The 24,972-nt window shown below is 70.3% G+C and carries 24 protein-coding genes and 1 tRNA gene; 12 read left to right on the plus strand and 13 right to left on the minus strand.

What is annotated here, in order from left to right; translation table 11 throughout:
- Window positions 1-100: 100 nt before the first annotated feature.
- A complete protein-coding gene (gene panB, locus ACFZDK_RS07380) occupies window positions 101-976 on the minus strand; it encodes a 3-methyl-2-oxobutanoate hydroxymethyltransferase (RefSeq protein WP_390970665.1) in 876 nt (291 codons plus the stop codon).
- A 222-nt stretch (window positions 977-1,198) separates the two neighbouring features.
- Between panB and ACFZDK_RS07385 the strand changes: the two genes are divergently transcribed.
- From ACFZDK_RS07385 to ACFZDK_RS07405, 5 genes are all read left to right on the plus strand, one after another.
- A complete protein-coding gene (locus tag ACFZDK_RS07385; RefSeq protein WP_390970667.1) occupies window positions 1,199-2,797 on the plus strand; it encodes a DHA2 family efflux MFS transporter permease subunit in 1,599 nt (532 codons plus the stop codon).
- Between the two features lie 85 nt (window positions 2,798-2,882).
- Window positions 2,883-3,548 carry a TetR/AcrR family transcriptional regulator C-terminal ligand-binding domain-containing protein gene (locus ACFZDK_RS07390; protein WP_390970669.1) on the plus strand — a complete coding sequence of 222 codons (666 nt, stop codon included), beginning with the start codon at window positions 2,883-2,885 and terminating at the stop codon, window positions 3,546-3,548.
- A 184-nt stretch (window positions 3,549-3,732) separates the two neighbouring features.
- Window positions 3,733-4,785 (plus strand): endonuclease/exonuclease/phosphatase family protein, encoded by a 1,053-nt coding sequence (locus tag ACFZDK_RS07395; RefSeq protein ID WP_390970671.1) that lies wholly within the window; start codon window positions 3,733-3,735, stop codon window positions 4,783-4,785.
- 148 nt (window positions 4,786-4,933) lie between these two features.
- Window positions 4,934-6,157: an MFS transporter gene (locus ACFZDK_RS07400; RefSeq protein WP_390970673.1), complete on the plus strand. Its 1,224-nt coding sequence runs from the start codon at window positions 4,934-4,936 to the stop codon at window positions 6,155-6,157.
- Window positions 6,158-6,307: 150 nt separating this feature from the next.
- A complete protein-coding gene (locus ACFZDK_RS07405) occupies window positions 6,308-6,922 on the plus strand; it encodes a Uma2 family endonuclease (protein WP_390970675.1) in 615 nt (204 codons plus the stop codon).
- 23 nt (window positions 6,923-6,945) lie between these two features.
- Here ACFZDK_RS07405 and ACFZDK_RS07410 read toward each other — a convergent pair whose 3' ends face one another.
- From ACFZDK_RS07410 to ACFZDK_RS07420, 3 genes are all read right to left on the minus strand, one after another.
- Window positions 6,946-7,398, minus strand: a complete 453-nt coding sequence (locus tag ACFZDK_RS07410) for a DUF6082 family protein (protein WP_390970677.1) — start codon at window positions 7,396-7,398, stop codon at window positions 6,946-6,948.
- A 140-nt stretch (window positions 7,399-7,538) separates the two neighbouring features.
- Entirely contained in the window at window positions 7,539-8,177 is a 639-nt protein-coding gene (locus ACFZDK_RS07415; RefSeq protein WP_390970679.1) for an ATP-binding protein, read from the minus strand.
- On the minus strand, window positions 8,174-8,398 hold the full coding sequence (locus tag ACFZDK_RS07420; RefSeq protein WP_390970681.1) for a hypothetical protein: 225 nt from the start codon (window positions 8,396-8,398) through the stop codon (window positions 8,174-8,176). Before ACFZDK_RS07420 ends, ACFZDK_RS07415 begins: the two co-directional genes overlap by 4 nt.
- A gap of 133 nt (window positions 8,399-8,531) precedes the next feature.
- On the opposite strand from ACFZDK_RS07420, the gene ACFZDK_RS07425 reads away from it, so the two are divergent.
- Window positions 8,532-9,395, plus strand: coding sequence for a Scr1 family TA system antitoxin-like transcriptional regulator (locus ACFZDK_RS07425; protein ID WP_390970683.1), 864 nt, complete (start codon window positions 8,532-8,534; stop codon window positions 9,393-9,395).
- Entirely contained in the window at window positions 9,367-9,651 is a 285-nt protein-coding gene (locus tag ACFZDK_RS07430) for a DUF397 domain-containing protein (RefSeq protein WP_390970685.1), read from the plus strand. The genes ACFZDK_RS07425 and ACFZDK_RS07430 overlap by 29 nt, the downstream gene beginning before the upstream one ends.
- 76 nt (window positions 9,652-9,727) lie before the next feature.
- Here the strand turns inward: ACFZDK_RS07430 and ACFZDK_RS07435 are convergent.
- Window positions 9,728-9,799: transfer RNA gene (locus ACFZDK_RS07435), tRNA-Gln, on the minus strand.
- Window positions 9,800-10,207: 408 nt separating this feature from the next.
- Here ACFZDK_RS07435 and ACFZDK_RS07440 point away from each other — a divergent pair.
- Window positions 10,208-10,726 (plus strand): hypothetical protein, encoded by a 519-nt coding sequence (locus ACFZDK_RS07440; protein WP_390970687.1) that lies wholly within the window; start codon window positions 10,208-10,210, stop codon window positions 10,724-10,726.
- 138 nt (window positions 10,727-10,864) lie between these two features.
- Entirely contained in the window at window positions 10,865-12,610 is a 1,746-nt protein-coding gene (locus ACFZDK_RS07445) for a S8 family serine peptidase (RefSeq protein ID WP_390970689.1), read from the plus strand.
- Between the two features lie 140 nt (window positions 12,611-12,750).
- Here ACFZDK_RS07445 and ACFZDK_RS07450 read toward each other — a convergent pair whose 3' ends face one another.
- From ACFZDK_RS07450 to ACFZDK_RS07460, 3 genes are all read right to left on the minus strand, one after another.
- Entirely contained in the window at window positions 12,751-14,700 is a 1,950-nt protein-coding gene (locus ACFZDK_RS07450) for a protease pro-enzyme activation domain-containing protein (RefSeq protein ID WP_390970691.1), read from the minus strand.
- A gap of 285 nt (window positions 14,701-14,985) precedes the next feature.
- On the minus strand, window positions 14,986-15,615 hold the full coding sequence (locus tag ACFZDK_RS07455; protein ID WP_390970693.1) for a DUF305 domain-containing protein: 630 nt from the start codon (window positions 15,613-15,615) through the stop codon (window positions 14,986-14,988).
- 1 nt (window position 15,616) lies between these two features.
- Window positions 15,617-16,291, minus strand: coding sequence for a DUF3105 domain-containing protein (locus ACFZDK_RS07460; RefSeq protein WP_390970695.1), 675 nt, complete (start codon window positions 16,289-16,291; stop codon window positions 15,617-15,619).
- Window positions 16,292-16,460: 169 nt separating this feature from the next.
- On the opposite strand from ACFZDK_RS07460, the gene ACFZDK_RS07465 reads away from it, so the two are divergent.
- Complete coding sequence (locus ACFZDK_RS07465; protein ID WP_390970696.1) at window positions 16,461-16,904, plus strand: Rrf2 family transcriptional regulator; 444 nt, start codon at window positions 16,461-16,463, stop codon at window positions 16,902-16,904.
- A 123-nt stretch (window positions 16,905-17,027) separates the two neighbouring features.
- Here ACFZDK_RS07465 and ACFZDK_RS07470 read toward each other — a convergent pair whose 3' ends face one another.
- Window positions 17,028-18,206 carry a globin domain-containing protein gene (locus tag ACFZDK_RS07470; protein WP_390970698.1) on the minus strand — a complete coding sequence of 393 codons (1,179 nt, stop codon included), beginning with the start codon at window positions 18,204-18,206 and terminating at the stop codon, window positions 17,028-17,030.
- Between the two features lie 319 nt (window positions 18,207-18,525).
- Here ACFZDK_RS07470 and glnA point away from each other — a divergent pair, with 319 nt between their 5' ends.
- Window positions 18,526-19,887 carry a type I glutamate--ammonia ligase gene (gene glnA / locus ACFZDK_RS07475; protein ID WP_355718820.1) on the plus strand — a complete coding sequence of 454 codons (1,362 nt, stop codon included), beginning with the start codon at window positions 18,526-18,528 and terminating at the stop codon, window positions 19,885-19,887.
- Window positions 19,888-20,017: 130 nt separating this feature from the next.
- Window positions 20,018-21,127 (plus strand): SpoIIE family protein phosphatase, encoded by a 1,110-nt coding sequence (locus ACFZDK_RS07480; RefSeq protein WP_390970701.1) that lies wholly within the window; start codon window positions 20,018-20,020, stop codon window positions 21,125-21,127.
- A gap of 25 nt (window positions 21,128-21,152) precedes the next feature.
- Here ACFZDK_RS07480 and ACFZDK_RS07485 read toward each other — a convergent pair whose 3' ends face one another.
- The 4 genes from ACFZDK_RS07485 to ACFZDK_RS07500 form a co-directional block, all read right to left on the minus strand.
- Entirely contained in the window at window positions 21,153-22,178 is a 1,026-nt protein-coding gene (locus ACFZDK_RS07485; RefSeq protein ID WP_390970703.1) for a TolB family protein, read from the minus strand.
- Window positions 22,175-23,446: an MFS transporter gene (locus ACFZDK_RS07490; protein WP_390970706.1), complete on the minus strand. Its 1,272-nt coding sequence runs from the start codon at window positions 23,444-23,446 to the stop codon at window positions 22,175-22,177. The genes ACFZDK_RS07485 and ACFZDK_RS07490 overlap by 4 nt, the downstream gene beginning before the upstream one ends.
- A gap of 1 nt (window position 23,447) precedes the next feature.
- A complete protein-coding gene (locus tag ACFZDK_RS07495; protein WP_390971586.1) occupies window positions 23,448-24,320 on the minus strand; it encodes an alkaline phosphatase family protein in 873 nt (290 codons plus the stop codon).
- 141 nt (window positions 24,321-24,461) lie between these two features.
- A complete protein-coding gene (locus tag ACFZDK_RS07500; protein WP_390970708.1) occupies window positions 24,462-24,962 on the minus strand; it encodes a pyridoxamine 5'-phosphate oxidase family protein in 501 nt (166 codons plus the stop codon).
- Window positions 24,963-24,972 lie beyond the last annotated feature (10 nt).

Below are 24,972 nucleotides of genomic sequence, written 5' to 3' on the forward strand. Positions count from 1 at the left end.
CGGGGCTGCACCTGATATGCGGCTCCGCCGCGTGGGCGCGACCAGCCACGACGAGGCCGCAGACGAACGACGGAGCGCATCGCGGCTGGTCAGCGGAGCCCTAGTGCACGGAGTGCTCCTCCGACGGGAACGCCCCGCCCACGACGTCCTCGGCGTACGCCCTCGCCGCGTTGCCCATGACCTCGCGCAGGTCCGCGTACTTCTTGACGAACTTCGGGACCCGGCCCGAGGTCAGGCCCAGCATGTCGGTCCAGACGAGCACCTGCGCGTCGGTGTCGGGACCGGCGCCGATGCCGACCGTCGGGATGTGCAGCACGCGGGTCACCTCGGCCGCCAGCTCCGCCGGGACCAGTTCGAGGACGACCGCGAAGGCGCCCGCGTCCTGGACCGACTTGGCGTCGCGCAGCAGCTGCTGGGCCGCCTCCTCGCCGCGGCCCTGGACCCGGTAGCCCATGGCGTTGACGGACTGCGGGGTCAGGCCGATGTGCGCCATCACGGGGATGCCGGACTCGACGAGGAGCCGGATCTGCTCGTGGGAGCGCTCGCCGCCCTCCAGCTTGACGGCCCCCACACCGGCCTCCTTCACCAGCCGGGTCGCCGAGCGCAGCGCCTGCACCGGACCCTCCTGGTAGGAGCCGAAGGGCAGGTCGCCGACGATCAGGGCGCGCTGGGTGCCGCGGACCACGGCCGCCGACAGCATCGTCATCTCGTCGAGGGTGACGGGCACCGTCGACTCGTACCCGAGGTGGCAGTTGCCCGCCGAGTCGCCCACCAGGAGGACCGGGATCCCGGCCTCGTCGAAGACGGAGGCGGTCATCGCGTCGTACGCGGTGAGCATGGGCCACTTCTCGCCGCGTTCCTTGGCGAGGGCGATGTCGCGGACCGTGATGCGGCGGGTGCCCTTACCCCCGTACAGCGTCCTGCTGCCGTCGGAGGGGCTGTTCTGCACAGTCTGGGCAGCCGAAAACTGCGTCATGACAACGGCTCCTAACAAGTCATCTCGAGGCACCCTCACGGTGTCCCCGGACCGGTTCCATGGTGGCACTTCGTGCCCTCCTCGGCCAGGGGACCTCCATGTGATCCATCGGTCATCGACGTTCGGCCACGGTGGCGCCGTCCTGTCGCGTTGTGTAAGGCCTGGGTAAAGTAATTCAGATACGAGACGGTGCCGTATTGAAATGGGCTTAGGCTCGTCGTCATGACAACTCCTGCCGACCACGCTCCACCGGGCCCCCGGATACCCGAGGCGGTGCACCGCCGCCGCTGGGCCATCCTCGGCGTGCTCATGCTGAGCTTGCTGATCGTGGTGCTCGACAACTCGATCCTGAACGTCGCCGTCAAGACCATCTCCACCCCGGCACCGACCGGCCTCGGTGCCACGCAGAGCCAGCTGGAGTGGGCGATCAACGCCTACACCCTGGTCTTCGCGGGCCTGCTGTTCACCGCCGGCCTCGTCGGCGACCGGCTCGGCCGCAAGAAGGTGCTGATCGGCGGCCTCGTCGTGTTCGGCATCGGGTCCGCGCTGGCCGCGGAGTCCGGCTCGGCCGGCCAGCTGATCGGCTACCGCGCGCTGATGGCCCTCGGCGCCGCCTTCGTGATGCCCGCCACCCTCGCTGTCCTGATGAACGTCTTCGAGCGGCAGGAGCAGCCCAAGGCCATCGGCATCTGGGCCGGCGGTGTCGGCCTCGCCATCGCCATCGGCCCGATCACCGGCGGTGTGCTGCTCGACCACTTCTGGTGGGGCTCGGTCTTCCTCATCAACGTCCCGATCGTGATCATCGCCCTGGCTCTGATGATCTGGCTGGTGCCCGACTCGCGCGACCCGCGCCCGGGCCGCCTCGATCCCGTCGGCGTGGTGCTCTCCGTCGTCGGCCTGGTGCTGCTCGTCTACGGCATCATCAAGGGCGGCGAGCTCGCCGACTTCACCGACGCCAAGGTGCTCGCCACCATCGCCGCCGGCGTCGTGGTGCTCGCCGGCTTCGTGATCTTCGAGATGCGCAGCGACCACCCGTCCCTGGACGTCACCTACTTCAAGAACAAGGTCTTCTCGGCCGCCATGGCCGCCATCGCGCTGGTCTTCTTCGCGCTGATGGGCGTGACCTTCTTCTCCGTCTTCTACACCCAGAGCGTGCGCGGCTACTCGCCGCTGCAGTCCGGTCTGCTGCTGCTCCCGCTGGCCGCCGCCCAGATGATCTTCGCGCCGCGGGCCCGCCTCGTGGTGGAGCGGATCGGCAACAAGGCCACCACCGCGGGCGGTCTGGTGCTGATCGCCGCCACTCTGGGCGCCTTCGCCACCTTCGAGGCCGACACGCCGATCTGGATCCTGGAGGTCGTCTTCTTCCTGATGGGCCTCGGCATGGCGCACATCATGACGCCGACCTCGGTCGTCATCATGCAGGCGCTGCCCCGGGAGAAGGCCGGCTCCGCCTCCGCGCTCAGCAACACCTTCCGCCAGGTCGGCGGCGCCCTCGGCATCGCCGTGCTCGGCTCGGTGCTCTCCACGTCGTACCGCAACGGCATCGAGGGCAAGCTCGGCGCGCTGCCGCCCGGGCTGCGCGACACCGCCGGCGAGTCCATCGAGGCCACCCTCGGTGTCGCGAGCAAGCTCGGGGCGCAGGGCAAGGCCCTGGTCACGCCCGCCAACGACGCCTTCCTGCACGCCATGCACCTCACCGCCCTGTGCGGCGCGGGCGTCGCGCTGATCGGCGCCGTGGTCGTGGCCCTCTTCCTGCCGGGCAGGCCGCCGGCCGGTCAGCAGGGCGAGCGGGAGCAGGAGTTGGTCGTCGCGGCGGAGTGAACCGCCGCGAGGAGACGTGGGGACCGACGGGGGGAGGCTTCGGCTGCGGGAGAATTGCCCGCAGCCAGTGAGAGGACGGTATGACGTGACGCTTGCCGACAGCGGCCCGCGGTCCGTGGGTCCGGCCAGGGGCCGCCCCCGCAGCGAGGCGGTGGAAATCGCCATCCTGGAGGGGGTGATGAAGCTCCTGGAGGACGGCGTTCCGCTCGCCGAGCTGTCCATCGAGCGGATCGCGCGGACCGCCGGCGTCGGCAAGGCCACCATCTACCGCCGCTGGAACGGCAAGGACGAGCTCTTCGTCGACGTGATGCGCGCCGCCGAGCCCACCGACCCCGAACTCCCCGGCACCTCCATGCGCGACGACCTCGTCGTCCTGCTCGAATCGCTGCGGCAGCGCGGGCTGATGAACCGTTCGTCGGCGATCCTGCACAACGTGTACGCCCAGATGAAGAGCAGCCCCCGGATCTGGAAGGCCTACCACACCAACGTGGTGAACCCCCGGCGCGAACTCGGCCGGCAGGTGCTGATCCGCGGCCAGCGCAACGGCGAACTCCGCGCCGACATCGACATCGACCTGGCCAACGACATGTTCACCGGCCCGATGCTGCTCAGGGCCGTCCTGCGCCCGGACGCGGAACTTCCCGAGGGCCTGGCCGAGCAGATCGTCGACGAGGTGCTGGCCGGCCTACGGCCCGTCAGCCCGCCCGCCGGTACGGCCGTCAGCACACCGGAGGCACCGGCGCAGCCGTGAGCGGGAGTGTGCGCGTTTCGTCACAGTGCACGCCGACCCGCCGACAACCGGAACCCCGACCGTCGGCTTGTTCGTCCTCGTCTTCCGTACGGCCGTCATGTGACGGCGGGAACGGAGCCGATCATCCCCTAGGGTCGTATCCCGGGGGACGACGGTGTGCACGGCAGGTTGTGAGGCAGACGGTATGGCGCAGCAGGCGTACATGACGGAGACGGACAACGGCGGCTCGGGACCCGAGCGTCGAGGAGACCGGTTCCGGCGCCTGGTGAACCGCTTGCTGTCCGGCTGGCGCGACGATCCGCGGATCTGGCGCCGGGGCATCGTCACCGGCGCGGTGGCGCTGCTGCTGGCCGGTGTGCTGCTGCTGCACTCCCGCATCCCCAACGCCGTCGGCAACCTCGGCAGTCTCACCGAGACGTTCCTGCCGTGGCTGGGCCTGCTGATCCCGGTGCTCTTCCTGATCGGCGTGGTGCGCAAGTCGGCGACCGCGCTGATCGCCGTGCTGCTCCCGTTCATCGTCTGGCTGAACATGTTCGGCGGACTGCTCACCGACAAGGCCGGCACCGGCGGCGACTTCGCGGTGGCCACGCACAACGTCAACGCCGAGAACCCCGACCCGGCCGGTACGGCGACGAGCCTCGCCGCCTCCGGGGCCGACGTGGTGGCGCTGGAGGAACTGAAGGCGTCGGCCGTACCGACGTACGAGAAGGCGCTGGCGCCGACGTACAAGTACCACGCGGTCGAGGGCACCGTCGGGCTGTGGAGCAAGTACCGGCTCACCGGGGTGAAGGCCGTCGACATCAAACTGGGCTGGGTACGGGCCATGCGCGCCACGGTCGCCACGCCGGACGGCCCGCTCGCCGTGTACGTCGCCCACCTCCCCTCCGTCCGCGTGAAGATGAACGCCGGGTTCACCGCCCGGCAGCGCGACAAGAGCGCGGACGCGCTGGGCGAGGCCATCGCCGACGAGAGCCTGCCGCGGGTGATCCTCCTCGGCGACCTCAACGGCACCATGAACGACCGCTCCCTCAACGCCGTCACCTCGCAGCTGCGTTCCACGCAGGGCGCGGCGGGCAGCGGGTTCGGGTTCAGCTGGCCGGCCTCGTTCCCGATGGCCCGGATCGACCAGATCATGGTCAGGGGCGTGGAGCCGGAGAGCTCCTGGACCCTGCCGCGGACCGGCAGCGATCACCTGCCGATCGCCGCACGTGTGAACCTGACCACATCGGGTTCGTAAAACTCGCTGGTCAGCGAGGCATCTTCGCCCTTGTAAGGACAATCGGACACTGCGCCGTAACCTGTCGGAATACTGGAGCTGGAACACTTTGTTCCGTAGCTGAACTTAGAACGCACGGAACCCTGCTCCCCGAAAGGCAAAGCCCTTCATGCCCCTGGCCCTGCTCGCCCTGGCCGTCGGCGCTTTTGGTCTCGGCACCACCGAATTCGTGATGATGGGGCTGCTGCCCGACGTCGCCGACGACCTGCACATCTCGATCCCCACCGCCGGCCACCTGGTCTCGGCGTACGCGCTGGGCGTCGTCATAGGCGCCCCGCTCCTGGCCGCGCTCACCGCGCGCCTGCCCCGCCGCACGGTCCTCATCTCCCTGATGGCCCTGTTCGTGGCCGGCAACGCGCTCTCGGCGCTGGCCCCCGGCTACGACTCCCTGCTCGCCGCCCGCTTCCTCAGCGGCCTCCCGCACGGCGCGTTCTTCGGCGTCGGCGCGGTCGTCGCCACCAACCTGGTGGCCCCGGAGCGCAAGGCCCGCTCGGTCTCCCTGATGTTCATGGGCCTGACGGTCGCCAACATCGCGGGCGTCCCGGTCGCCACCCTCATGGGCCAGCACCTCGGCTGGCGGGCCACCTTCCTCGGCGTGAGCCTGATCGGCGTCGCGGCGATGGCCGCGGTGTACTTCCTGATCCACCCCACGCACACCCCGGCCCCGGCCTCCGGCCTGCGCGGCGAACTCACCGCCCTGCGCTCCCTGCCGGTCTGGCTGGCCCTCGCCACGACCGTGGTCGGCTTCGGCGCCCTCTTCTCCGCCTACAGCTACATCACGCCGATGCTGACGCACTCCGCCGGTTACGCCGAAGGCAGCGTCACCCTGCTCCTCGCCCTCTTCGGCGTCGGCGCCACCATCGGCAACCTCGTCGGTGGCCGCCTCGCCGACCACGCGATGCGCGGCACGCTCTTCGGCGGCCTCGCGTCCATGGTCGCCGTCCTGCTCCTCTTCCCGGTCCTGATGCGGGCGGAGTGGAGCGCGGCCCTGGCGGTGGTGTTGCTGGGCGTCGCGGCGTTCATCACCGGCTCGCCGCTCCAGCTCATGGTCATGGAACGCGCCGCCGCCGGCCCCTCCCTCGCCTCCTCCGCCAACCAGGCCGCCTTCAACCTCGCCAACGCCGGCGGCGCCTGGATCGGCGGCGTCGCCCTCGCCGCGGGCTTCGGCGCCACCTCCCCGGCCCTGGCGGGCGCGGCCCTCGCGGTCCTCGGCCTGGGCGTCGCGAGCGTGGCGTTCGCGGTGGACCGCCGCCAGGCGATTCCGGCCGTGGGCCGCGAGCGCGTGATCGCCTCGCATGTTCCGGAGGCCGCGGAGCCGGCGCACTCCTCCTGACCAGCCGCATCCCGGCCGGGTCGCCCATGCGCCCCGGCCGTCGAGGCGCAGGCGCGATGTTCACCTTCGGGTGAAGCCGTTCAGACGGGCCGCCGACGATTGGATCTGCCTACGATGATGCTCTCGACACCAGCCCCTGGGAGGCACGCGATGTCCGCCGCAGCCATCGAGCAGCCCTTCGACGACGAGCCGTTCTCGCTCACGGCCATCGCCGACGAGATCATGGAACGGCATCCGGGCTACCGCGTCGAGATCATCGGAGGCCACCTCCTCGTGACCCCACCACCGGATGTCGATCACGCATTCGCCCTGACCGACCTAATGATCCCGTTTATCGCCGCAGGTCTGCACGGAGCGGAAACCAAGGTCGCCCAGAACGTCGGCCTCTGGCTGCCCACCGGAGCCGAGGACTACGCCATCCCCGACCTCGCGATCGTGGACGCCGACATTCGCGATCACATCGTGGAGAACAACGCCTACGACCCGGTCTGCTTCCGTCTCGTCCTGGAGGTCACCTCCAGCAACTGGAAGGACGACCTGAAGACCAAGGCCGTCGCGTACGCCCAGGCCAAGGTTCCGGTCTACGTCATCGTCGACCGCAGGCACCAGCGCGTCCACGTGCTCACCGATCCCAGCGGCGAGCAGTACGAGCACCACCGCCCGTACTCGCCCGGCGAGACCGCCGCGCTGCCCGCGTCGATCGGTGCCCAGGTCACCCTCGACGTCGACCAGATCCTCAAGGCCGCACAGAAGAAGGCCGACTGACCGTCGGCCCCGTCCGCGTCGGATCAGCTCGCGTCGGCGTGCCGCAGCGTCTGCCGGGCCTCGTCGAAGACCTTGGTGAAGGCCCGCAGCTTGTCGTCGTCGCCGGTCAGGCCGGCCCGGTTGGCACGGGCCCGTTCCCAGTACCGGCGCCCCTCCTCGCCGGCCAGCAGCGCCGAGGCATGCGCGTGGAGCTGGTGCCGGGACAGGGCGCCGATGCGCCACTGCAGCTCCCAGGCGGTCACCTGCGCCTCGAAGAACAGGTGCCGACGGGCCTCCTCGCCCTCCGAGTCGCCGAACTGCGGCCCGGCCGCGGCCCGGGCCAGCTCCGGGTCGGCCGCGGCGGCTCTGAGCAGCTCCACCTGCGTCCGCAACACGGCGGCCCGCAACGTCTCCCGGTGCTGCTCCCGGCGCTGCACCAAGAGCATCAGCAACACGGCCACCCCGGCGGACACCAACAGAGCGAACAGGATCGGCACGACAACTCCCCCCGGAGCAACGGCAGTTGCGGCCGATACTCCATGCCGCCCCCACCGACGGCAAGCAGGGCCCCGCTTCCTTCCCGGAACCCTCACAACCGCGTGTCCGCACCGTGGACAGGGGGGGTCCTCTGGCCAGGTCAGGAGCGTGGCTTCATCGTGCCGCCATGGCCGCCGACAGGCGTCTCCGATTGTTCGCCTCCAAAGCCCTGTCGATCTGGGCCGCTTGCCTGGCGGGGGTCACCGTGGCCGACGGAATCCACTGGGTCTGGCATCACCACCTCCCCGACGCGTTGACCATCCGCATCTCGATCGCCGGGACGGCGTTGGCGGCGATCGTGTCCACCGCGAGTGCCATGCATCGCATGAACCGCAGGGGCCACGCCTGAGACGGCGCCGCCGTCGGCCGGGTCTCCGCCCGGGTTCTCGCGCAGTTCGCACCAGACCGTCTTGCGGTCCGGGCCCTGGTCCACGCCCCAGCGATCGGCCAGCGCGTCGATCACGGCCAGGCCGCGGCCCGACTCCTGCGTCTCCGTGGCGGGGAGCAGGGTGGGCTGCGTCCGTGGATCGGGGTCGGTCACCTCGATCCGGGCACGGCCGTGATCGTCCGCGCCCATGACACTGACGGTCACCGGAGTTCCCTCACCCACGTGCTCGATCACGTTCGTCAGCAACTCCGTCGCGCACAGCCGGACCTCGAAGGTGTGGTCGCGGAGGTGGTGGCGTAGCTCCGGTGCGGCCTTCGGTGTGGCCGTCAGATGGAGTTCCAGGTGGGTCATCGCTCTGCTGCCGTCCTCCTGAGCGCGGAGGCAAGGGCCCGTGCCGTGGCCGTGTTGCAGTTCCCGAGCGCGACGAGGCCGGCGGGCGGGCCGTACGTGCCCACGAAGCTCGGCAGATCGACGCGGAGGGACGGCAGCGTGATGCCGTGCTCGGCGAGGGCGGTGCGGAGGTCCTCGACGCAGAGGGTGACGTCGTAGGCGGTGGGGGAGTGGTCGGGCATGAGGGCGGGCCGCCTTCTGTGCGGTGTGTGACGAAGTCCTCACAGACTGTCGTCCGGCTCGCTACCGTGGAAGTGCATTCGCGTCCGCGACGCGAAGTGCGGAAACGGCCCCATGAGTTACGGCGGTGAGTGCGTGGCCCGACGCAAAGACATCGACGGCTCCTCGAGCGTCCCCGGCTTCTACGGCAAGGAGTTGCGGTGGAAGCGGGAGGCGGCCGGGCTCTCCCTGGAGAAGCTGGTCGAGGGCAGCTTCTACGGCAAGTCCCACCTGAGTGACATCGAGCGCGGCGAGCGGAGGATGCCCGTGGAACTGGCCCGGCATGTGGATCGGGTGCTGGGGACGGACGGGTACTTCGAGCGGCATTGCGAGGATGTGCGGAGGGCGCGGAGGGGCCCGCATGCGGCGTACTTCGAGAAGGTCCTGGAGGCGGAGAGGCACGCCGAGTCCATCGAGGAGTGGTGCCCCAGCACCTTTCCGGGGTTGCTTCAGACCGCTTCGTATGCGCGGGCCCTGGTCCGGTCGGCCCACCCGGCTGCGGTCGACGAGTGGGTCGAGGAGAAGGTCCAGGCCCGTCTCGCCCGTGCCCGCCTCTTCGACGAGGACCACTCCACCCCGGAGTACTGGGCGATTCTCCACGAGTCGCTGCTCACGGACGCGATCCTGCCGCCGCGGGAGATGGCCGAACAGCTCAACCGCGTGGCGGAGTTGGCCGGGCGCCGCCGGATCGTTCCGCAGATCGTCCCGCGGAAGACCGGGGCGTATCCCTTGATGGCGGCCTCCATCATGGTCATGACGTTCCCCGAGGCGCCGCCGCTGGTCTACACGGAGGCGTCCTACAGCGGGGACACCATCGACGATCCGGCCCTCGTGAAGCAGTACCGCAAGGCATACGATCGGCTCAGGGCCGTCGCACTGTCACCGAAGGCGTCCCTGGCCATGATCGAGGCGGCGGCAGGGGAATACCGAAATGGCAAGCAGCCGGATCGACTTGAGTGACGCGCTCTGGTTCAAGAGCAGCTACAGCAACGGTGACGGCGGTGAATGCGTCGAGGTCGCGAGCGACTTCCCCGGCGCCGCCCGCTGGCGTAAGTCGAGCTACAGCAACGGTGACGGTGGCAACTGCGTCGAGGTCGCCGACGGCTTCCCGGCCCTCGTCCCCGTCCGCGACTCGAAAACCGCCCCCCACGGCCCCACCCTCCTCCTCGCCGCCACCGCCTGGACCCCCTTCGTCGACTCCCTCAAGTCGGAGTAACGCAAAGGGGGCGTGAGGTCACCAGGACCCCACGCCCCACCGCGCTGGCGGCAGATCACCGGCGCGTCCGTGCTTGCTGGGATACCAGGACTCGAACCTGAACTAACGGAACCAGAAACCGTCGGGCTGCCAATTACCCCATATCCCATTCACCCCGAGGGCCGCGGGAGCTCGGCCGGTCGGGCGCTGCCCTACCGCGAATCGCTGTAAGGCCTTGCCCAATCTATCCGCGCTCTCCGTGATGCCTGGTGATGTGCCGGGAGTGTCGAGCGGAATTCTCGGGTCCCCAAAACCCCCGCCGCCGGCGCCGGCAGTGAGTGAGTGCCGCCCGCACGGGTCGTTCGCCGCCTTCAGCAGCAGTTCATCCTGCCGCGTCCCTGGCCGGTTCGCCGGTCGCCGGAGCCGATCGGGGGATTCCTCGCCCCGAGTGGCTCGCCCGATTGTGGGGCGCTCCGGCATCACCGTAGCTTCAACATGTCGGAATTATTCCGAAAAGGTCAACAAAATCCCATATGTTGATCTTCCTGTAACATCGAACGGAGCATCCATGTCGGTGATGACCGGTACCCCGCCTCTGCAGCAGTTCGGCCAGCAGATCGCCGGGCCGCAGCAGCAGCTCGCGCAGGTCGTCCAGCAGTCCATCCAGCAGGCCTGCCAGCAGGCGAGCCAGCAGATCGCGCAGCGCATGCAGCAGACGCTGCAGCAGATCCAGCAGGTCCAGCAGCAGCTGCAGCAGCAGGGCATTGCCCACCTCGCCCACCCGTACCTGGCCGTCGCGCTGCACACCACGCTGGTCCAGGGCGTGCGCAGCGCCGTGGAGCAGTCCGTGCAGCAGGCGCTGCCGACCGCGATCCTGACGCTGCTGCAGCAGAGCCACCAGGGGCAGCAGAGCCACCAGGGCCAGCAGCAGTGGGGCGGCGGCCAGCAGCCCTTCGGTCAGCAGCCGTCCGGCCAGCAGCCCTTCGGTCAGCAGCCGTCCGGCCAGCAGCCCTTCGGTCAGCAGCCGTTTGGCCAGCAGTACCCGCAGCCCGGCTTCGGCTTCGGCCAGATGGGTCAGCCCTTCGGCATCGGCTGACATAAGGCAGGCAGCGCGCTGTGCGGTGTGCCCGGGATCGATTCCCGGGCACACCGCACAGCCGCGGAAGGCGCCGGCCGCTCGTCATGCGCAACAGAAGCCCAAAAAACCTACGCAGACATGGTTAAGGTGGATGTAATGGTCAAGGACAGGCCCGGAAGCAAGCCCCGGAGCAACCGCCAGAGCGAATCCGAGGGCGCGGGGGCCGGCGGGCCGGGCCCCGAGGAGAAACCGGGGCCACGCAAGAAGGGCGGACCGTCATCGGTCGCGGTGCAGCCGCGCCGGTCCCGCTACATGGTGACCCCGCTGCCGCAGCAGCTTCTGCCCGTGGGAGTGCCCGAACTCGGCATGGACGCGGTGTGCGACCATCTGGAGCGGATGCCCGAGGTCACGGTGGTCCGCAGACTCACCCCTTCGGACAAGCTGCAGTCGGCGGGCGTGCAGCCCTCCTGCCCCGAACTCGTGGTCGTCGAGGCCGCCGAGGCCCAGGTACCGGCGATGCAGTCGCTGCATGTGCACATCGAGCCGGATCTGCCGCTGTCCGCAGCCCTACCCGTTGCCATGCCGACCGCGGGGATGCTGCCGTTGTGCGACCCGGGGCTGGTCATGCCGCTGGAGGAGCCCGTGGAGGTCTCGGTGCGCGTCTGCGGCCCGGACGGCGAACCGCTGGTCGGTGCAGGGGTGTTCCTGATCGGGGCGACATGGCCGAGCCAGGGCGTCACCGGCCCCGACGGAAGGGCCACCCTGGCCCTGGGGACGGAGACCGTGGAATCCATCCAGTCCCTGTACGTCCGGCCCGCGGGCGGCTACACCGACCTCTGGATCCCCCGCCCCGATCTGTCGGGGACCCAGGACAACCTCGTCACCCTCACCCCGCTGTCCAAGGTCTACCCGGAACTGGAACAGCGGCAGAGTTACGGCTGGGGCCAGCAGGCCATGCGGCTGGACCGGCTGCCGCCCACGTTCCGCGGCTTCGGCATCAAGATCGCTGTCATCGGTACGGGCGTGAGTGTCGACCACCCCGACCTGAAGCAACGGGTGCGCTCCGGTGCCGACTTCGTGCGCGGCACGAAGGAGGGCTGGGCCCACGACCCGGTCGGCACCGGTACCCACGCGGCCGGCGTCATCGCCGGGGCGGACACCGGCAAGGGCATTATCGGCATCGCCGTCGACGCCGAACTCGAGGTCTGCCAGGTCATGCCCGACGGCCACTTCAGCGACCTGATCGCCGCCCTGGACGACTGCATCGAGCACGAGGTCGACATCGCCCACATCCAGGTGGCGACCCCGTACCCCTCGGCGCTGGTCTCCCGCAAACTCGCCGATGCCACCGCGGCGGGCATCGCCTGCATCGCTCCGGCAGGCGACAGCGGCGGACCGGTCTCCTTCCCCGCCTCGCTGCCCACCGTCCTCGCCGTGGGCGCTCTGGGAGCCTTCGGCACCTATCCGCCCGACACCTCCCACGCCGCCCACATCGGGCCGCAGCTGAGCCCGGAAGGGCTGTTCGCCGCGCCGTTCAGCTGCCACGGCCCCGGGGTGAATGCGGCCGCCCCCGGCGTTGCGGTTCTCTCCTGCTCCCCGGGCGGCGGCTATACCGCCCTCGACGGTACCGGCACCGCGTCTGCCCACATCGCGGGCCTGGCCGCGCTCGTGCTGGCCCACCACGAGGACTTCCACGGCCAGCTGCTGCCTCGCGGACCCGGCCGCGTGCAGCACCTGTTCGAGATCATCGCCGCCAGCTGCCGCCCACTGGCCGCACCGGGAACACTGGACGCGGCCCGCACCGGGCACGGCCTGCCCGACGCCCTCACCGCACTCGGCCTGGCCCCCGGCATGCAACTCGCCCCAGCCCTGTCCCCCTTCGCCCCCTCCATGACCGGGTAGATCCCTCTCGCGGCTCGAACACGGCTCGAACGGTCACTCCCGGGCCAGGGCATCCAGCCCTCCGCCCGGCGTCACACAAAGGGGCGTGAGGTCACCAGGACCCCACGCCCCTCCGCTCAGCGGATCAGCAGCTCAGCGCGTCAGCGCTTGTTGCGGTACGACTCCACGTAGCCGCCCGCCGGGGTGCCGACGCCGGTGACGTCGTCGTAGCCCTTCACCGCGGACAGCGAGCTGTCCTTGCCGAGGCTGCGGACCGAGGTCAGCAGGCCGTTGGTGGCGTCGTAGCCGTTGGCGAAGTCGACGCGCGCGACCGCGAGACCCTTGCCGGTCGGGTTGTCCGTGACGTCGTGGTAGGCCTTGGTGCCGTACTTGGAGTAGATCAGCGGGTTGGCGAAGCCGATCGCCTTGCCGCCGCGCGCCTCCTGGGCGAGGGCCTGGACCGCCGCGATCACCGGCGCGGCCAGCGAGGTGCCGCCGATGCGGTACTCGCTGTACGCCTCGGTGCCGTCCGCCTGGGTCTGGGTCTGACCGACCTTGAAGCCCGTGTTGGGGTCGGCGATCGCCGAGATGTCCGGGACCACGCGGTTGCCGGTGGTGCTGTTGGCCTTCGCGAGGGAGTCCGGGACGACGCCCTTCTGGTAGTACGGCTCGGTGACCGTCTTGCTGACGCCGCCGCCCGCGCCCGAGGTGAACGCGCCGGGGAAGTTGGTCCAGCTCTTGCCGTCGGCCGCCAGCGAGGCCTTCTGGGTGCCCCAGCCGGTCTCCCACAGGTACTTGTCGCCCTTGCCGACGGCCAGGGACGTGCCGCCGACCGCGGTCACCCAGGCGGAGTTGGCCGGGGTGTCGACCTGCTTCGTACCGGTGTTGGCGACCTCGTCGCCGTTGTCGCCGGAGGAGAAGTAGAAGCCGATGCCCTGCACCGCGCCCAGCTGGAAGACCTGGTCGTAGGCGGCCTGGACGTCCGGGGTCTCGTTGGCCTCGATGTCGCCCCAGGAGTTGGAGACGATGTCGGCGAGGTGGTTGTCGACGATCTTGCTGAGGGAGTCCAGCAGGTCGTTGTCCATGCAGGACGCGGCGCCCACGTAGGTGACGTCGGCGTCCGGCGCGACCGCGTGCACGGCCTCGACGTCGAGGGTCTCCTCGCCGTACCAGCCGGAGGCGTCGCACTCGTCGGCCCCGGTGTTGGTGTAGTTCGCCGGCAGCACCTGGTGCAGCTGGCTGGTCTTCCAGGCCGCGTCGCCGTGCGCCTTGGCGTAGGTGCCGGCGTCGTAGGCGATGGTCGGCGAGGCGAACGCGTCGGTGATCGCGACGCGCACGTGCTTGCCGGTGTAGGAGCCGGCGCCGTAGGCGGCCCGCAACTGCTTGCCGGTGTAGCCCTGGACGGCGTACGGGATCTTCGAGCCGTACGCGCTCGGCAGCGAGGTCGCGACGTTCGAGCCGTAGTACGACGAGAACGGCCCGGAGTTCTTGAACACGCCGGCCGGGGGAGGCAGCGTGTCGTCGTGGGTCGCCTTGTGCGGCGCGTTGTCCAGGCCGGTGACGGTCAGGACGGCGTCGCTGACGGAGGCCGGCACGGTCGCCGTCGTCGCCGGGGCGTGGTACGTCTTCGAGCCCTTGGCGTAGTTGTGCAGCTGGGTGCCGAACGCCTTCTCGGCGGCCGACACGTCGCCGGAGACGGCGATGTAGTGCGGGGTGACCTCGGTGACCTGCAGGCCGGACGCGGTCAGCCAGGACTTGACGGCCTTCACCTGGGCCTTGGTGGCGCCGTAGCGGGCCTGTACCTGCTTGGCGCTGAGGTACTTGCCGTAGAGCGGCGAGCTCGGGTCGGACACCGCCTTCGCGTAGGCCGCGAGGCCCTTGGCGTCCTGGCCGGCCAGGTAGACCCGGGCCTTGACCTGCGAGCTGTTGTTGGTGGCGCCCTTGTCCGCCTTGGCCGTGGCCCAGGCGGGCTTGGTGCCCTTGAGGGTGTCACGGGCCGGGTTGTCCGCGGCGTGCGCCGCGGGTATGCCGAGCGCGAGCGCGCCGGCGATCATCGGCAGTGTCGCTGCCATGCTCACGCTGGCCCGCACCTTGGCACGGTTGGATCTCATACTGCCCCCTGCTATGCGGTTCGTCGCATGGAGTGGTCGGTCGCACGTGATCACCAGGAGGCCGGCGGCGGAACGGCCCGTGAATCGATCACGCGGTGGACGTCACTCTTTCGGTGAACCGTTCATGCCAGGGGAATGAGATTGCCAAGGAAACCCCAAGTGGGCGTTTATTGAGGCTCTTTGACCGGTTTTCGGCCGCGCGTCGAACGTTACGGATTGATTGCGATTGTCGGCAGACCCTTGCGGTGCCGCTAAGTCGACAAATCCCCCTGGATGTACGCCCGTTCAGTCGCGCGGCTTCGCGCCCCGCTCCTTCAGCATCTGCTTCATCGTCGCCAGCTCCGACTGCTGCGCGTCCACCATGCCCTGCGCGAGGTTCTTCTCCACCTCGACGGTGCACTTGGCCACGCACCCCTCGGCCATGTGGATGCCGCCCTTGTGGTGATCCGTCATCAGCTGCAGATAGAAGATCTCCGCCTGCTTGCCGTTCAGGGTCCCCAGCTTCTTCAGCTCCGTGTCGGTCGCCATGCCCGGCATCAGCGAACCGTCCCCGCGCTCGGGCATGTCCCCCATGCCCATCCAGGACATCGGCGGCTTCGCAGACACCTTCGGCAGGTCCCACAGATCCAGCCAGCCCAGCAGCATGCCGCGCTGGTTGGCCTGCGTCTGCGCGATGTCGTAGGCGAGCCGCCGTACGTCCGTGTTCGTCGTGCGGTCGCGGATGACGTACGACATCTCCACGGCCTGCTGGTGGTGGACCGCCATGTCCCGCGCGAACCCCGCGTCCGCCCCGTCCGCGCTCGGCACGCTCCGGCCGGGGCCGTCGCCGTCCTCGGCGACCGCGTAGGTGATCGCGCCGGCCGCGACCAGCGCCGCCGCCGTGGTCCCGGCGATCCAGCCGATGTGCTTCTTCACGTCACATCGTCCCGCCGGTGCAGGAGGCGCCCGGCTCCGGGGTCTGCTTGCCCTGCACGTACGTCTCGAAGAACTTCGCGACCTTCGGGTCGTCGGCGCTCGTCACGCTCAGCTGGTGGCCCCACGCCGACAGCTCGATCGGGGAGGTCTGGTTCGTGTACGGGCTCATCAGCGAGTACGGCGTCTGCTTCACCTTCGCCGCCAGCGTGTCCACGTCGGACTTCTTCGCCTTGTCGGTGTACGTCACCCAGACCGCGCCGTGTTCCAGGGCGTGCACGGCGTTCTCGTCCTTCACGGCCTTGGTGTAGACGTTGCCGTTGCAGTTGAGCCACACCGGGTTGTGGTTGCCGCCGACCGGCGGGTGCATCGGGTACTTCACGGTCCCCGTGACATGGGTGCGGGAGAGCTTGCCCGACCAGGTCCGCACGCCGTCGCTGCCGGTGGTGAAGTGCCCGGAGTCCCCGGAGCTGCCCTTCGCGTCACTGGAGCTGTCGCTCTTGTCCGACTGCGAGTTGACGAGCACCACACCGCCGACGACGAGACCGGCCACGACCACGACGCTCGCGCCGATCGTCAGCATCCGGTTGCGCCGCTCGCGGGCCTGCTCCGCGCGACGCATCTGCTCTATGCGCGCCTTGCGTTCGGCACTGGCGGCCTTGTTCTTCGCGGAACCCATGGGATGTGTCCTTCTGGGGGAAAGGGACGTGGACGGTGGGGCTCGCTGATCGTAATGGGGGAGATGGGACCAGTCGTAGGGAGGGCACAGGAAAGAGCTGGAAAGACCTGCGAATCGACAGGAAACCGATAATTTGAATCACGGATGCGCATTACCTACGCTGGCCGTCATGAGGCTGTTGCGCTCCACCGACCTGGCTCTGCGTCTCCTGATGCGGCTCGCCGTAGCGGGCGAGTCCAGCCCGACGACCCGCGAGGTCGCGGCGGACATGGACGTGCCGTACACGCACGCCGCGAAGGTGGTCGCCGAACTGCAGCATCTCGGCCTCGTCGACGCCCGGCGCGGCCGGGGCGGCGGGCTCACGCTGACCGAGAAGGGCCGCACGGCCTCGGTGGGCGGGCTCGTGCGGACCTTCGAGGGGGACGGGGACGTCGTCGACTGCGAGGGGGCGACGCCGTGTCCGCTGCACTCCGGGTGCCGGTTGCGCGGTGCGCTGCGCCGGGCCCAGGAGGCGTTCTTCGCCTCGCTGGACCCGGTGACGGTGGCGGACATGGTGGGGGAGCCGACGGGGGCTTTGCTCCTGGGTATTTCCAAGAGGCCGGGGGCGGTTTAGGCGCCTGTAGGGGTGCCGGGATCTGTTGTCCGGCGTCTTGCTGCGTCGTTGTGGCTGGTCGCGCCCACGCGGCGGTAGCCGCATATAAGACACAGCCCCGCGCCCCTGGCGGGGCGCTGTAGTTCAGGTCTGTGCCAGCCAGAGGTCGGGGCCGAAGACCTCGTAGTGGATGTCGGCCGGGGCCACGCCCTTGTCGATCAGCTGGGTGCGGACCGCGCGCATGAAGGGAAGCGGGCCGCACAGGTACGCGCGCGTGCCGGGCGTGACCTCGATGCCGGTGAGATCCACCAGGCCGGTGCGGGTGCCGGGCTCGGCGTCGCGCTCGTAGAAGAGGTGGACGGCGGCGTCCGGGAGCTTCGCGGCGTAGGTGCCGTGGTCCGCGCGCAGGGCGTGGTCGGCGGGGGAGCGGTCGCCGTGCACGACGGTCACCGGGGCGTCGTGACCGTCGGCCGCGAGCGCGGCCAGCATCGCCACCATCGGGGTCACGCCGATGCCGGCGGAGGCGAGCAGCAGGGGGCGGTCCCCCCCCTGCGTGGTGTCGTCGAGGACGAGGTCGCCGTACGGTTCCGAGATCTCCAGTACGTCGCCCTCGCCGACGTGTGCGTGCAGGTGCCGGGAGACCTCGCCGTGCACGCGCTTGACGCTGAACTGGCGAACCGACTCGCCCGGCGCCCCGGAGAGGCTGTACTGGCGTATCTGGCGGGCGCCGTCGGGAAGGGTGACGCCCACGGAGACGTACTGTCCGGCGCGGAAGCCGCGTACCGCCGTCCCGCTGTCCGCCGGGCGGACCCGGAAGGTCGTGACGTCGGCCGTCTCCGCGACCCGCTCGACGACCTCCCACGGGCGGAGCCCGGCCGCGCCGCTCTCCTCGTACAGCCGCTTCTCGATCGCGATCAGCGCGTTCGCCATCAGCCAGTAGACCTCGTCCCAGGCGGCCGCGACCTCAGGGGTGACCGCCTCGCCGAGCACCTCGACGATGGCGGCGAAGAGGTGCTCGCGGACGACGTCGTACTGCTCGGAGGCGACCCCGAGGGAGGCGTGCTTGTGCGCGATGCGGGCGAGCATCGCGTCGGGCCGCCGGTCGGGGTGGTCCACCAGGTGGGTGGCGAACGCGGCGATGGAGCCGGCGAGGGCCTGGCGCTGGCTGCCGGCGGCCTGGTTGCCGCGGTTGAAGAGGTTCTTCAGCAGGTCGGGGCGGGCGGCGAAGAGCCGGGCGTAGAAGCGCTCGGTGATCTCCTCGATGGCCGCGCCGGCGGCGGGGAGGCTGGCGCGGACGGTGGCTGCGGACGGCTCGGACAGCATCGGGGCTCCTTGTGGCTCGACCGAACGGCTCGGCTGATGTCCACGCCATTAAAACTTGCATCTGAGATTCAAATTTAAGAGCCGTGGTGTCCGTCACCAGGAACTGAGATCGGCCATTACGGATGTCGCCGCGAGCAGGCAAGATGGGCGGCAGAGCAGTACACCTGCCGTATGGGAGCCGTTCAGGCCGAGGACGCCGGTGCGATCAAGGTCCGCAACGCGCATGAAATGCTGTTGTGGTGTGATGCTCAGGTGCCCGACCGCTCTCCCGTGGGACCGGGAGCAGGCGGCCTGACCAGCAAGGATGGGGAAGCGGAAGATGGACAAGCAGCAGGAGTTCGTGCTCCGGACCTTGGAGGAGCGCGACATCCGGTTCGTACGCCTGTGGTTCACGGACGTGCTGGGCTTCCTCAAGTCCGTCGCCGTGGCCCCGGCCGAACTGGAACAGGCCTTCGACGAGGGCATCGGTTTCGACGGCTCGGCGATCGAGGGCTTCGCCCGGGTCTACGAGTCCGACATGATCGCCAAGCCGGACCCGTCGACCTTCCAGGTGCTGCCGTGGCGCGCCGAGGCCCCCGGCACGGCCCGGATGTTCTGCGACATCCTGATGCCCGACGGCTCGCCGTCCTTCGCGGACCCGCGGTACGTCCTGAAGCGCGCCCTGGCCCGCACCTCGGACCTCGGCTTCACCTTCTACACGCACCCCGAGATCGAGTTCTTCCTCCTGAAGGACCGCCCGCTCGACGGCTCGCGCCCCACCCCCGCCGACAACTCGGGCTACTTCGACCACACCCCGCAGAACATCGGCATGGACTTCCGCCGCCAGGCGATCACCATGCTGGAGTCGATGGGCATCTCGGTCGAGTTCTCGCACCACGAGGGCGCGCCGGGCCAGCAGGAGATCGACCTGCGCTACGCGGACGCGCTCTCCACGGCCGACAACATCATGACGTTCCGGCTGGTCATGAAGCAGGTGGCGCTGGAGCAGGGCGTCCAGGCGACGTTCATGCCCAAGCCGTTCTCCGAGCACCCGGGCTCGGGCATGCACACCCACCTCTCCCTCTTCGAGGGCGACCGCAACGCCTTCTACGAGTCGGGCGCGGAGTTCCAGCTCTCCAAGGTCGGCCGGTCCTTCATCGCGGGCCTGCTGAAGCACGCCGCCGAGATCTCGGCGGTCACCAACCAGTGGGTGAACTCCTACAAGCGCATCTGGGGCGGCTCCGAGCGCACGGCGGGCGCCGGCGGCGAGGCCCCCTCGTACATCTGCTGGGGCCACAACAACCGCAGCGCGCTGGTCCGCGTCCCGATGTACAAGCCCGGCAAGACCGGCTCGGCCCGCGTCGAGGTCCGCTCCATCGACTCCGGCGCCAACCCGTACCTCGCCTACGCCCTCCTCCTGGCCTCCGGCCTCAAGGGCATCGAAGAGGGTTACGAGCTCCCGCCGGGCGCCGAGGACGACGTCTGGGCCCTCTCCGACGCGGAGCGCCGCGCGATGGGCATCGAGCCCCTCCCGCAGAACCTCGGCGAGGCCCTCACCTTGATGGAGCGCAGCGACCTGGTCGCAGAGACGCTCGGGGAGCACGTCTTCGACTTCTTCCTCCGCAACAAGAAGCAGGAGTGGGAGGAGTACCGCTCCGAGGTCACCGCCTTCGAGCTGCGCAAGAACCTGCCGGTGCTGTAGGGGCAGGTCGGGGCGGGGTTCCGCTCATCGGGCGAAGGGGTCGGCGGTCACGGACCGCCGGCCCCTCGGCGTCTGTGCGTGAACTCGTATCGTGAGAAGAGCACGGACACGGTGGCGAGGCAGGAATGTCATGAAGGTACCCGCGGTCGACTACGAGGCGGTGTTCCAGACCCTCCCCGGGGCGGTGGCGCTGGTCACCCCGCAGTTGACGATCGTGGACGCCAATGCGGAGTTCGTGCGTATGCGGGGCCTTCCGCGCGAGCAGGTGGTCGGGCGGTTCCTGCCCGACGACACTCCGCCGAAGGACCCCACCGAGCCTTTCCTGCTCAGGATCCTGGCGTCGCTGCGCCGGGCGGCGGACACCGGTGAGCACAGCGTGGTGGCGCTGCAGACCTACGACAGGGGGGACCCCGACCAGCCCGGGGCATGGGACCAGCGGTACTACGACCTGACCACCACCCCCGTGATCGGGCCGGACGGGCGGGTGACGCTGCTGCTGCACCGGGTGGAGGACGTCACCGAACTCATCCGCGCCCGTGAGGTCGCGCTGACCCTGCAGGAGGCCATGCTGCCCGTTCCGCGTCCGGTCGGCCGGCATCCGGCGGCCGTGCGGTACCGGCCCGCCGCCGAGGCGCTGAACGTGGCCGGTGACTGGTACGACCTGGTCGACCTGCCCGGCGACCGGATCGCCGTGGCCGTCGGCGACGTCGTCGGGCACGGTCTGTCCGCCGCCGGCGTCATGGGGCAACTGCGCAGCGCCCTCACCGCCGCCTCCCTGGTCGCCGAGGGGCCCGCCCGCGCCCTGGAGGTCCTCGGGCTGTACGCCCGTACCGTCGACGGCGCCGAGAACACGACCGTGGCCACGGCGTTCGTCGACTGGGAGACCCGCACCCTCACCTACAGCAGCGCCGGGCACCCCCCGCCCGCGCTGCTGCACGGCGACGGGACCGTCGAGCTCCTGGACCGGGCCACCGACCCGCCCCTGGCCGCACGCCCGCAGCACGCCCCCCGGATCCAGGCCGACGTGGCCTTCCGGGAGGGTGCCGTCCTCGTGCTCTACACCGACGGCCTGATCGAACGCCGTGGCGAGGACATCGACACCGGCCTGGCCCGGCTGGCCGACTCCCTCGCCCGCCACCGGGCGGCCGGCCCCGAGGCCCTCGCCGACGCGGTGCTCGACGACCTGCTCCCGCCCGGCGGCGCCACCGACGACACCGCCCTGGTCATCGTGCGCCTGTGAACCCGGGCCGCCGCCCCCGACCTCCTCAGCCGGCGCCGACGTATGCCGGGGACACCGCCGAGACGCTGATGCGTCGAGGCTCGCCCGTGCCGTCCGCCGGGACCTCGTACAGGTCCGCCCCGTAGTCGCCCGGCAGGGCGTACACGACCGTGTGCGCGTCCCTCCACACCGCCTGGTCGTCCACGCTCCGGGTCTCCGCCAGCGGCGTCTCGCGCATCGTCCCCAGGTCCAGGACGTACAGGCGCCAGGGGGCGTCCTTCGGGAGGCCCTTCACCCGCTTCTTGTAGGCGACGCGGGTGCCGTCGGGGGAGAGGGACGGGCATTCGACGTTCTGGTGGAGGGTGGTGACCGTGCGGCTGCGCAGGTCGCCCCGGACCAGGTAGGTGGAGCCCTCGGTGGCCAGGGTCGCGTAGAAGGTGGTGTCGTCCGAGGCGAAGGTCACGCCCCAGAAGTTGACGTCCGCCGACTGGTAGGCCCTGCCGTCCTTGCGGATGTGGAAGGCCTCCAGCGACGGGATGTAGGCCCCCGTACGCGTGTCCACGATCGCCGTGCGCGTCGAGAAGTTCGTGCCCGCGTAGGAGTCGCCTCCGACGAACGCCGTCCACGCCGCGTAGTGGCCGGTGGGGGAGACCCGGGCCCGGGACGGGATGCCGGGGACGTCGTAGTGGGCCCGTTCCTTCAGGTGCGCGTCCAGGATCAGGGCCCGGTAGGTGTCCGAGACCGGGCCGTGGACGGCCTGAAGGCAGACTCCGGTGCCCGAGGCGGCGTAGAAGCGCAGGCATGTGACGCCGGAGGCGGTGCGGGGGCCGGAGGGGTTCGAGGAGGGGGTCGTGGTCAGTTCGTCGCGGTGCGGGCCCCAGGCCATGTTGCGGAAGACCATGCGGCCCGGGGTCGTGAGGGTCACCGTCCCGGGGGTGATCTTCGGGTCGCCGGCCCGGGAGTGGTCGCGGAGTTCCGCCCGGGCCGACGCGTGCAGCACGGAGGCCAGCGCGATCGCCGCCAGGACGGCCAGCGCGGCGGCGAGGATCAGGATGCGGGACCTCAGGGTCATACGGCGGCCTCCCGGAAGGGTCGGAGCGTGAGGGCGTAGGCGGCGCAGAGCGCCAGGGCCGCCGTGGCCGCGAGCAGCGCCGTACGGTCGCCCCACAGCGTCCAGGCCGCGCCGAACGCCAGTGAGCAGGCGAAACGCGCCCCGGCCTGACCCGTCTGGACCAGTGCCAGGCCCGACGAGCGCAGGGCCTGAGGGACGCTGTCCGACGCGGCCGCCATCAGGACCCCGTCGGTCGCCGCGTAGAACGTGCCGTGCAGGGCGAGGACCGCGTACGGGAGCGCCGAGCCGTGCCAGGACGTGAGCAGCAGCGCGTACGCCGCGAGGAGCGCCCCGTGCCCGGCCAGGAACACGCGCCAGCGGCCCCACCGGTCCGCCAGACGGCCCAGGGGCACGGCGAGCAGCAGGAACGCGGCGGCCGTGCCCAGCGGGAGCAGGGGGAACCAGCCGTCCGGGACGCCGAGGCGGCGCTGCAGCAGCAGGTACACGAACGAGTCGCTCACCGTGGCGAGGCCGAGGAGGAGGGCGCAGACGGTGATCCGGCGCAGGTCGCGGTGGGAGAGCAGGCCGAGCGCGGCGCGCAGCGTCGGGCGGGTGCCGGTGTCCGCCGTACCGGAGCTCCGGCCCGGGACGAACAGCACCAGGACCAGGACCCCGACCACCGCCACGCAGAAGCTCACCGTGAACACCGCGTCGTAGCCGTCCACCGTGGCGCGCAGGATGAGGAACGCGGCCAGCGGGCCGAGCAGCGCGCCCGCCGTGTCCATGGCCCGGTGGACGCCGAAGGCGCGGCCCCGGGTCTCGGGGGTGGAGGAGAGCGAGATCAGGGCGTCGCGGGGAGCCGTGCGCAGGCCCTTGCCGGTGCGGTCCGCCGCCAGGATCAGGCCGATGGGGGTGAGGGTGTGGGCGATCAGCAGCAGGGGCTTGCAGAGCGCCGAGAGGGCGTAGCCCGCGCCCGCCACCCACTTGTGCCGGCCGCCGCCCCGGTCGGCCAGATGGCCCCCGACCAGGCGTACGACCGCCGAGAAGCCGTTGTAGACGCCGTCCAGGAGGCCGAAGCCCAGCGGGGACAGGCCCAGGCCCGTCACCAGGTACAGCGGGAGGACCGCCGTCACCATCTCGGAGGACACGTCCGTGACCAGGCTGACCGTGCCGAGGGCGAGGACGGTGGGGGCGATCGTGGAGCGGTACCGCCCGGCCGCGGTGGGCCGGGCGGTACCTTCCACGGACGCCGTCGCCGGAGTGCTCGCGCGGCTGTCCGCTACGTACACGTCAGGACGTCCAGATCCCGGTGATGTCGGAGGAGGACGCCGCGTTGCCTGCGTGCGCGCTCAGGCCCTGGCTGTCCTCCAGGGTGCGCAGCAGGTCGTAGTGGTCGTAGGTGGTGGCGGAGGACGAGCCCGCCGTCACCGGCTGGCCGTACAGGACCGTCGGGATGCGGTTGCCCGCCAGGCGGTTGTCCTCGTCCATGGTGACGACGAGGAGGCTGTTGTGGGTCTTGGCCCAGGTCGCGTACGCGCCCAGGTTGTTCTTCAGCCAGGTGTCACCGGTGGACACCGAGCAGTCGTGCATGTCGCTGCACAGGTTGGGGATCACGAAGGACAGCTGGGGGAGGGTGGTGTAGTCGGTCGGGAACTGGGCGAAGGTCTTCGCGGTCGACGTCGGGACGTTGCTGAAGCCGAACCACGGGTTGTGCTTGCGCGCGTAGTTGCCGCTGCTGCACGTGGTCGAGCCCTGGCTGGGCAGGGTCTCGTTGTAGCTGGCCCAGGTGCGGCCGGCGGCGAGCTGCTCGGAGGCCAGGTTGGCGGCCGAGGAGAAGCCCGCGGTGTAGCAGCTGTCGTCGGTGATGCCCTGGGTGGAGCCGGAGAACAGGGCGAAGTAGTTGGGCTGGCTCGGGTGGGTCTCGGCGTACATCTGGGTCAGGTTGGCGCCGCCGGAGACCAGCGAGTTGATGTACGGGGCGCTGGACGAGCCGATGACCTGGCTGTAGGCGTGGTTCTCGAAGACCACGACGATCACGTGGTCCGGGGTCGGTACGGCACTCGCGGCGTGCGCGGACGTGCCGCCGAGCCCGGTCCACAGGCCGATTGCGGCCGCGGTGAAGGCGGTGGCGGACGCCACCGCCGTACGGGCGCGGCGCAGCATCCCAGAACGTGCGGAACTGCCGGACACATCAACCTCCGGTGCTGGGGAAGGGAGGGGCTGGTGGCGGTGCGGACAGAGCATGCACACGCCAACATTCCCCTGATTCGCCGCATCGGACCCTCCGGATGAAAACCCGGTGAACTACTCCCACTTCGTCTGGCTGAACGGCTCCCCCTTGCCGAAGCCGAGCACCCTGCGCGGCGCCACGGCGAAGACCAGGGCCCGGCCCGGACCGTGGTGGAAGTACCCGTCGGCCACGTCGTAGTGCCAGAACGGGCCGTACTTCGCCTCCCAGGCCGCCGCCAGCTCGCGCAGCCGGCCGTCGTCGGCGACCCGCACCGCCTCACCCTCGACCGTGACGTCGTACCCCTCGGTCCAGCTGTTGGTGCCGGTCGTCAGCACGACGTGCGGGTTCCCGGCGAGGTTGCGCGCCTTGCGCTCGCCGGGGCCGGTGCCGAAGTGCAGCGCGCCGTCGTGCCAGACCGCGAGCAGCGGGGTGACATGGGGGCGCCCGTCCGGCCGTACCGTCGAGATCCAGAACAGCTCGGACTCCGTCAGCACCTTCTCCGCCTCGGACCAGTCGTGCGCCGAGGTGCCCTCGCTGCTGTACCGGGCGTCCAGTACGCCCCGGGGTTCACGCATGATGCCTCCC

This window comes from Streptomyces sp. NPDC007901 (assembly GCF_042959465.1).
Lineage (GTDB): Bacteria > Actinomycetota > Actinomycetes > Streptomycetales > Streptomycetaceae > Streptomyces.

Coding starts and splice junctions, on each gene's coding strand:
- panB (WP_390970665.1), bottom strand. CDS start 976: ATGACGCAGTTTTCGGCTGCCCAGACTGTGCAGAACAGCCCCTCCGAC.
- ACFZDK_RS07385 (WP_390970667.1), top strand. CDS start 1,199: ATGACAACTCCTGCCGACCACGCTCCACCGGGCCCCCGGATACCCGAG.
- ACFZDK_RS07395 (WP_390970671.1), top strand. CDS start 3,733: ATGGCGCAGCAGGCGTACATGACGGAGACGGACAACGGCGGCTCGGGA.
- ACFZDK_RS07400 (WP_390970673.1), top strand. CDS start 4,934: ATGCCCCTGGCCCTGCTCGCCCTGGCCGTCGGCGCTTTTGGTCTCGGC.
- ACFZDK_RS07405 (WP_390970675.1), top strand. CDS start 6,308: ATGTCCGCCGCAGCCATCGAGCAGCCCTTCGACGACGAGCCGTTCTCG.
- ACFZDK_RS07415 (WP_390970679.1), bottom strand. CDS start 8,177: ATGACCCACCTGGAACTCCATCTGACGGCCACACCGAAGGCCGCACCG.
- ACFZDK_RS07420 (WP_390970681.1), bottom strand. CDS start 8,398: ATGCCCGACCACTCCCCCACCGCCTACGACGTCACCCTCTGCGTCGAG.
- ACFZDK_RS07430 (WP_390970685.1), top strand. CDS start 9,367: ATGGCAAGCAGCCGGATCGACTTGAGTGACGCGCTCTGGTTCAAGAGC.
- ACFZDK_RS07440 (WP_390970687.1), top strand. CDS start 10,208: ATGACCGGTACCCCGCCTCTGCAGCAGTTCGGCCAGCAGATCGCCGGG.
- ACFZDK_RS07445 (WP_390970689.1), top strand. CDS start 10,865: ATGGTCAAGGACAGGCCCGGAAGCAAGCCCCGGAGCAACCGCCAGAGC.
- ACFZDK_RS07450 (WP_390970691.1), bottom strand. CDS start 14,700: ATGAGATCCAACCGTGCCAAGGTGCGGGCCAGCGTGAGCATGGCAGCG.
- ACFZDK_RS07460 (WP_390970695.1), bottom strand. CDS start 16,291: ATGGGTTCCGCGAAGAACAAGGCCGCCAGTGCCGAACGCAAGGCGCGC.
- ACFZDK_RS07465 (WP_390970696.1), top strand. CDS start 16,461: ATGAGGCTGTTGCGCTCCACCGACCTGGCTCTGCGTCTCCTGATGCGG.
- ACFZDK_RS07470 (WP_390970698.1), bottom strand. CDS start 18,206: ATGCTGTCCGAGCCGTCCGCAGCCACCGTCCGCGCCAGCCTCCCCGCC.
- glnA (WP_355718820.1), top strand. CDS start 18,526: ATGGACAAGCAGCAGGAGTTCGTGCTCCGGACCTTGGAGGAGCGCGAC.
- ACFZDK_RS07480 (WP_390970701.1), top strand. CDS start 20,018: ATGAAGGTACCCGCGGTCGACTACGAGGCGGTGTTCCAGACCCTCCCC.
- ACFZDK_RS07485 (WP_390970703.1), bottom strand. CDS start 22,178: ATGACCCTGAGGTCCCGCATCCTGATCCTCGCCGCCGCGCTGGCCGTC.
- ACFZDK_RS07495 (WP_390971586.1), bottom strand. CDS start 24,320: ATGCTGCGCCGCGCCCGTACGGCGGTGGCGTCCGCCACCGCCTTCACC.
- ACFZDK_RS07500 (WP_390970708.1), bottom strand. CDS start 24,962: ATGCGTGAACCCCGGGGCGTACTGGACGCCCGGTACAGCAGCGAGGGC.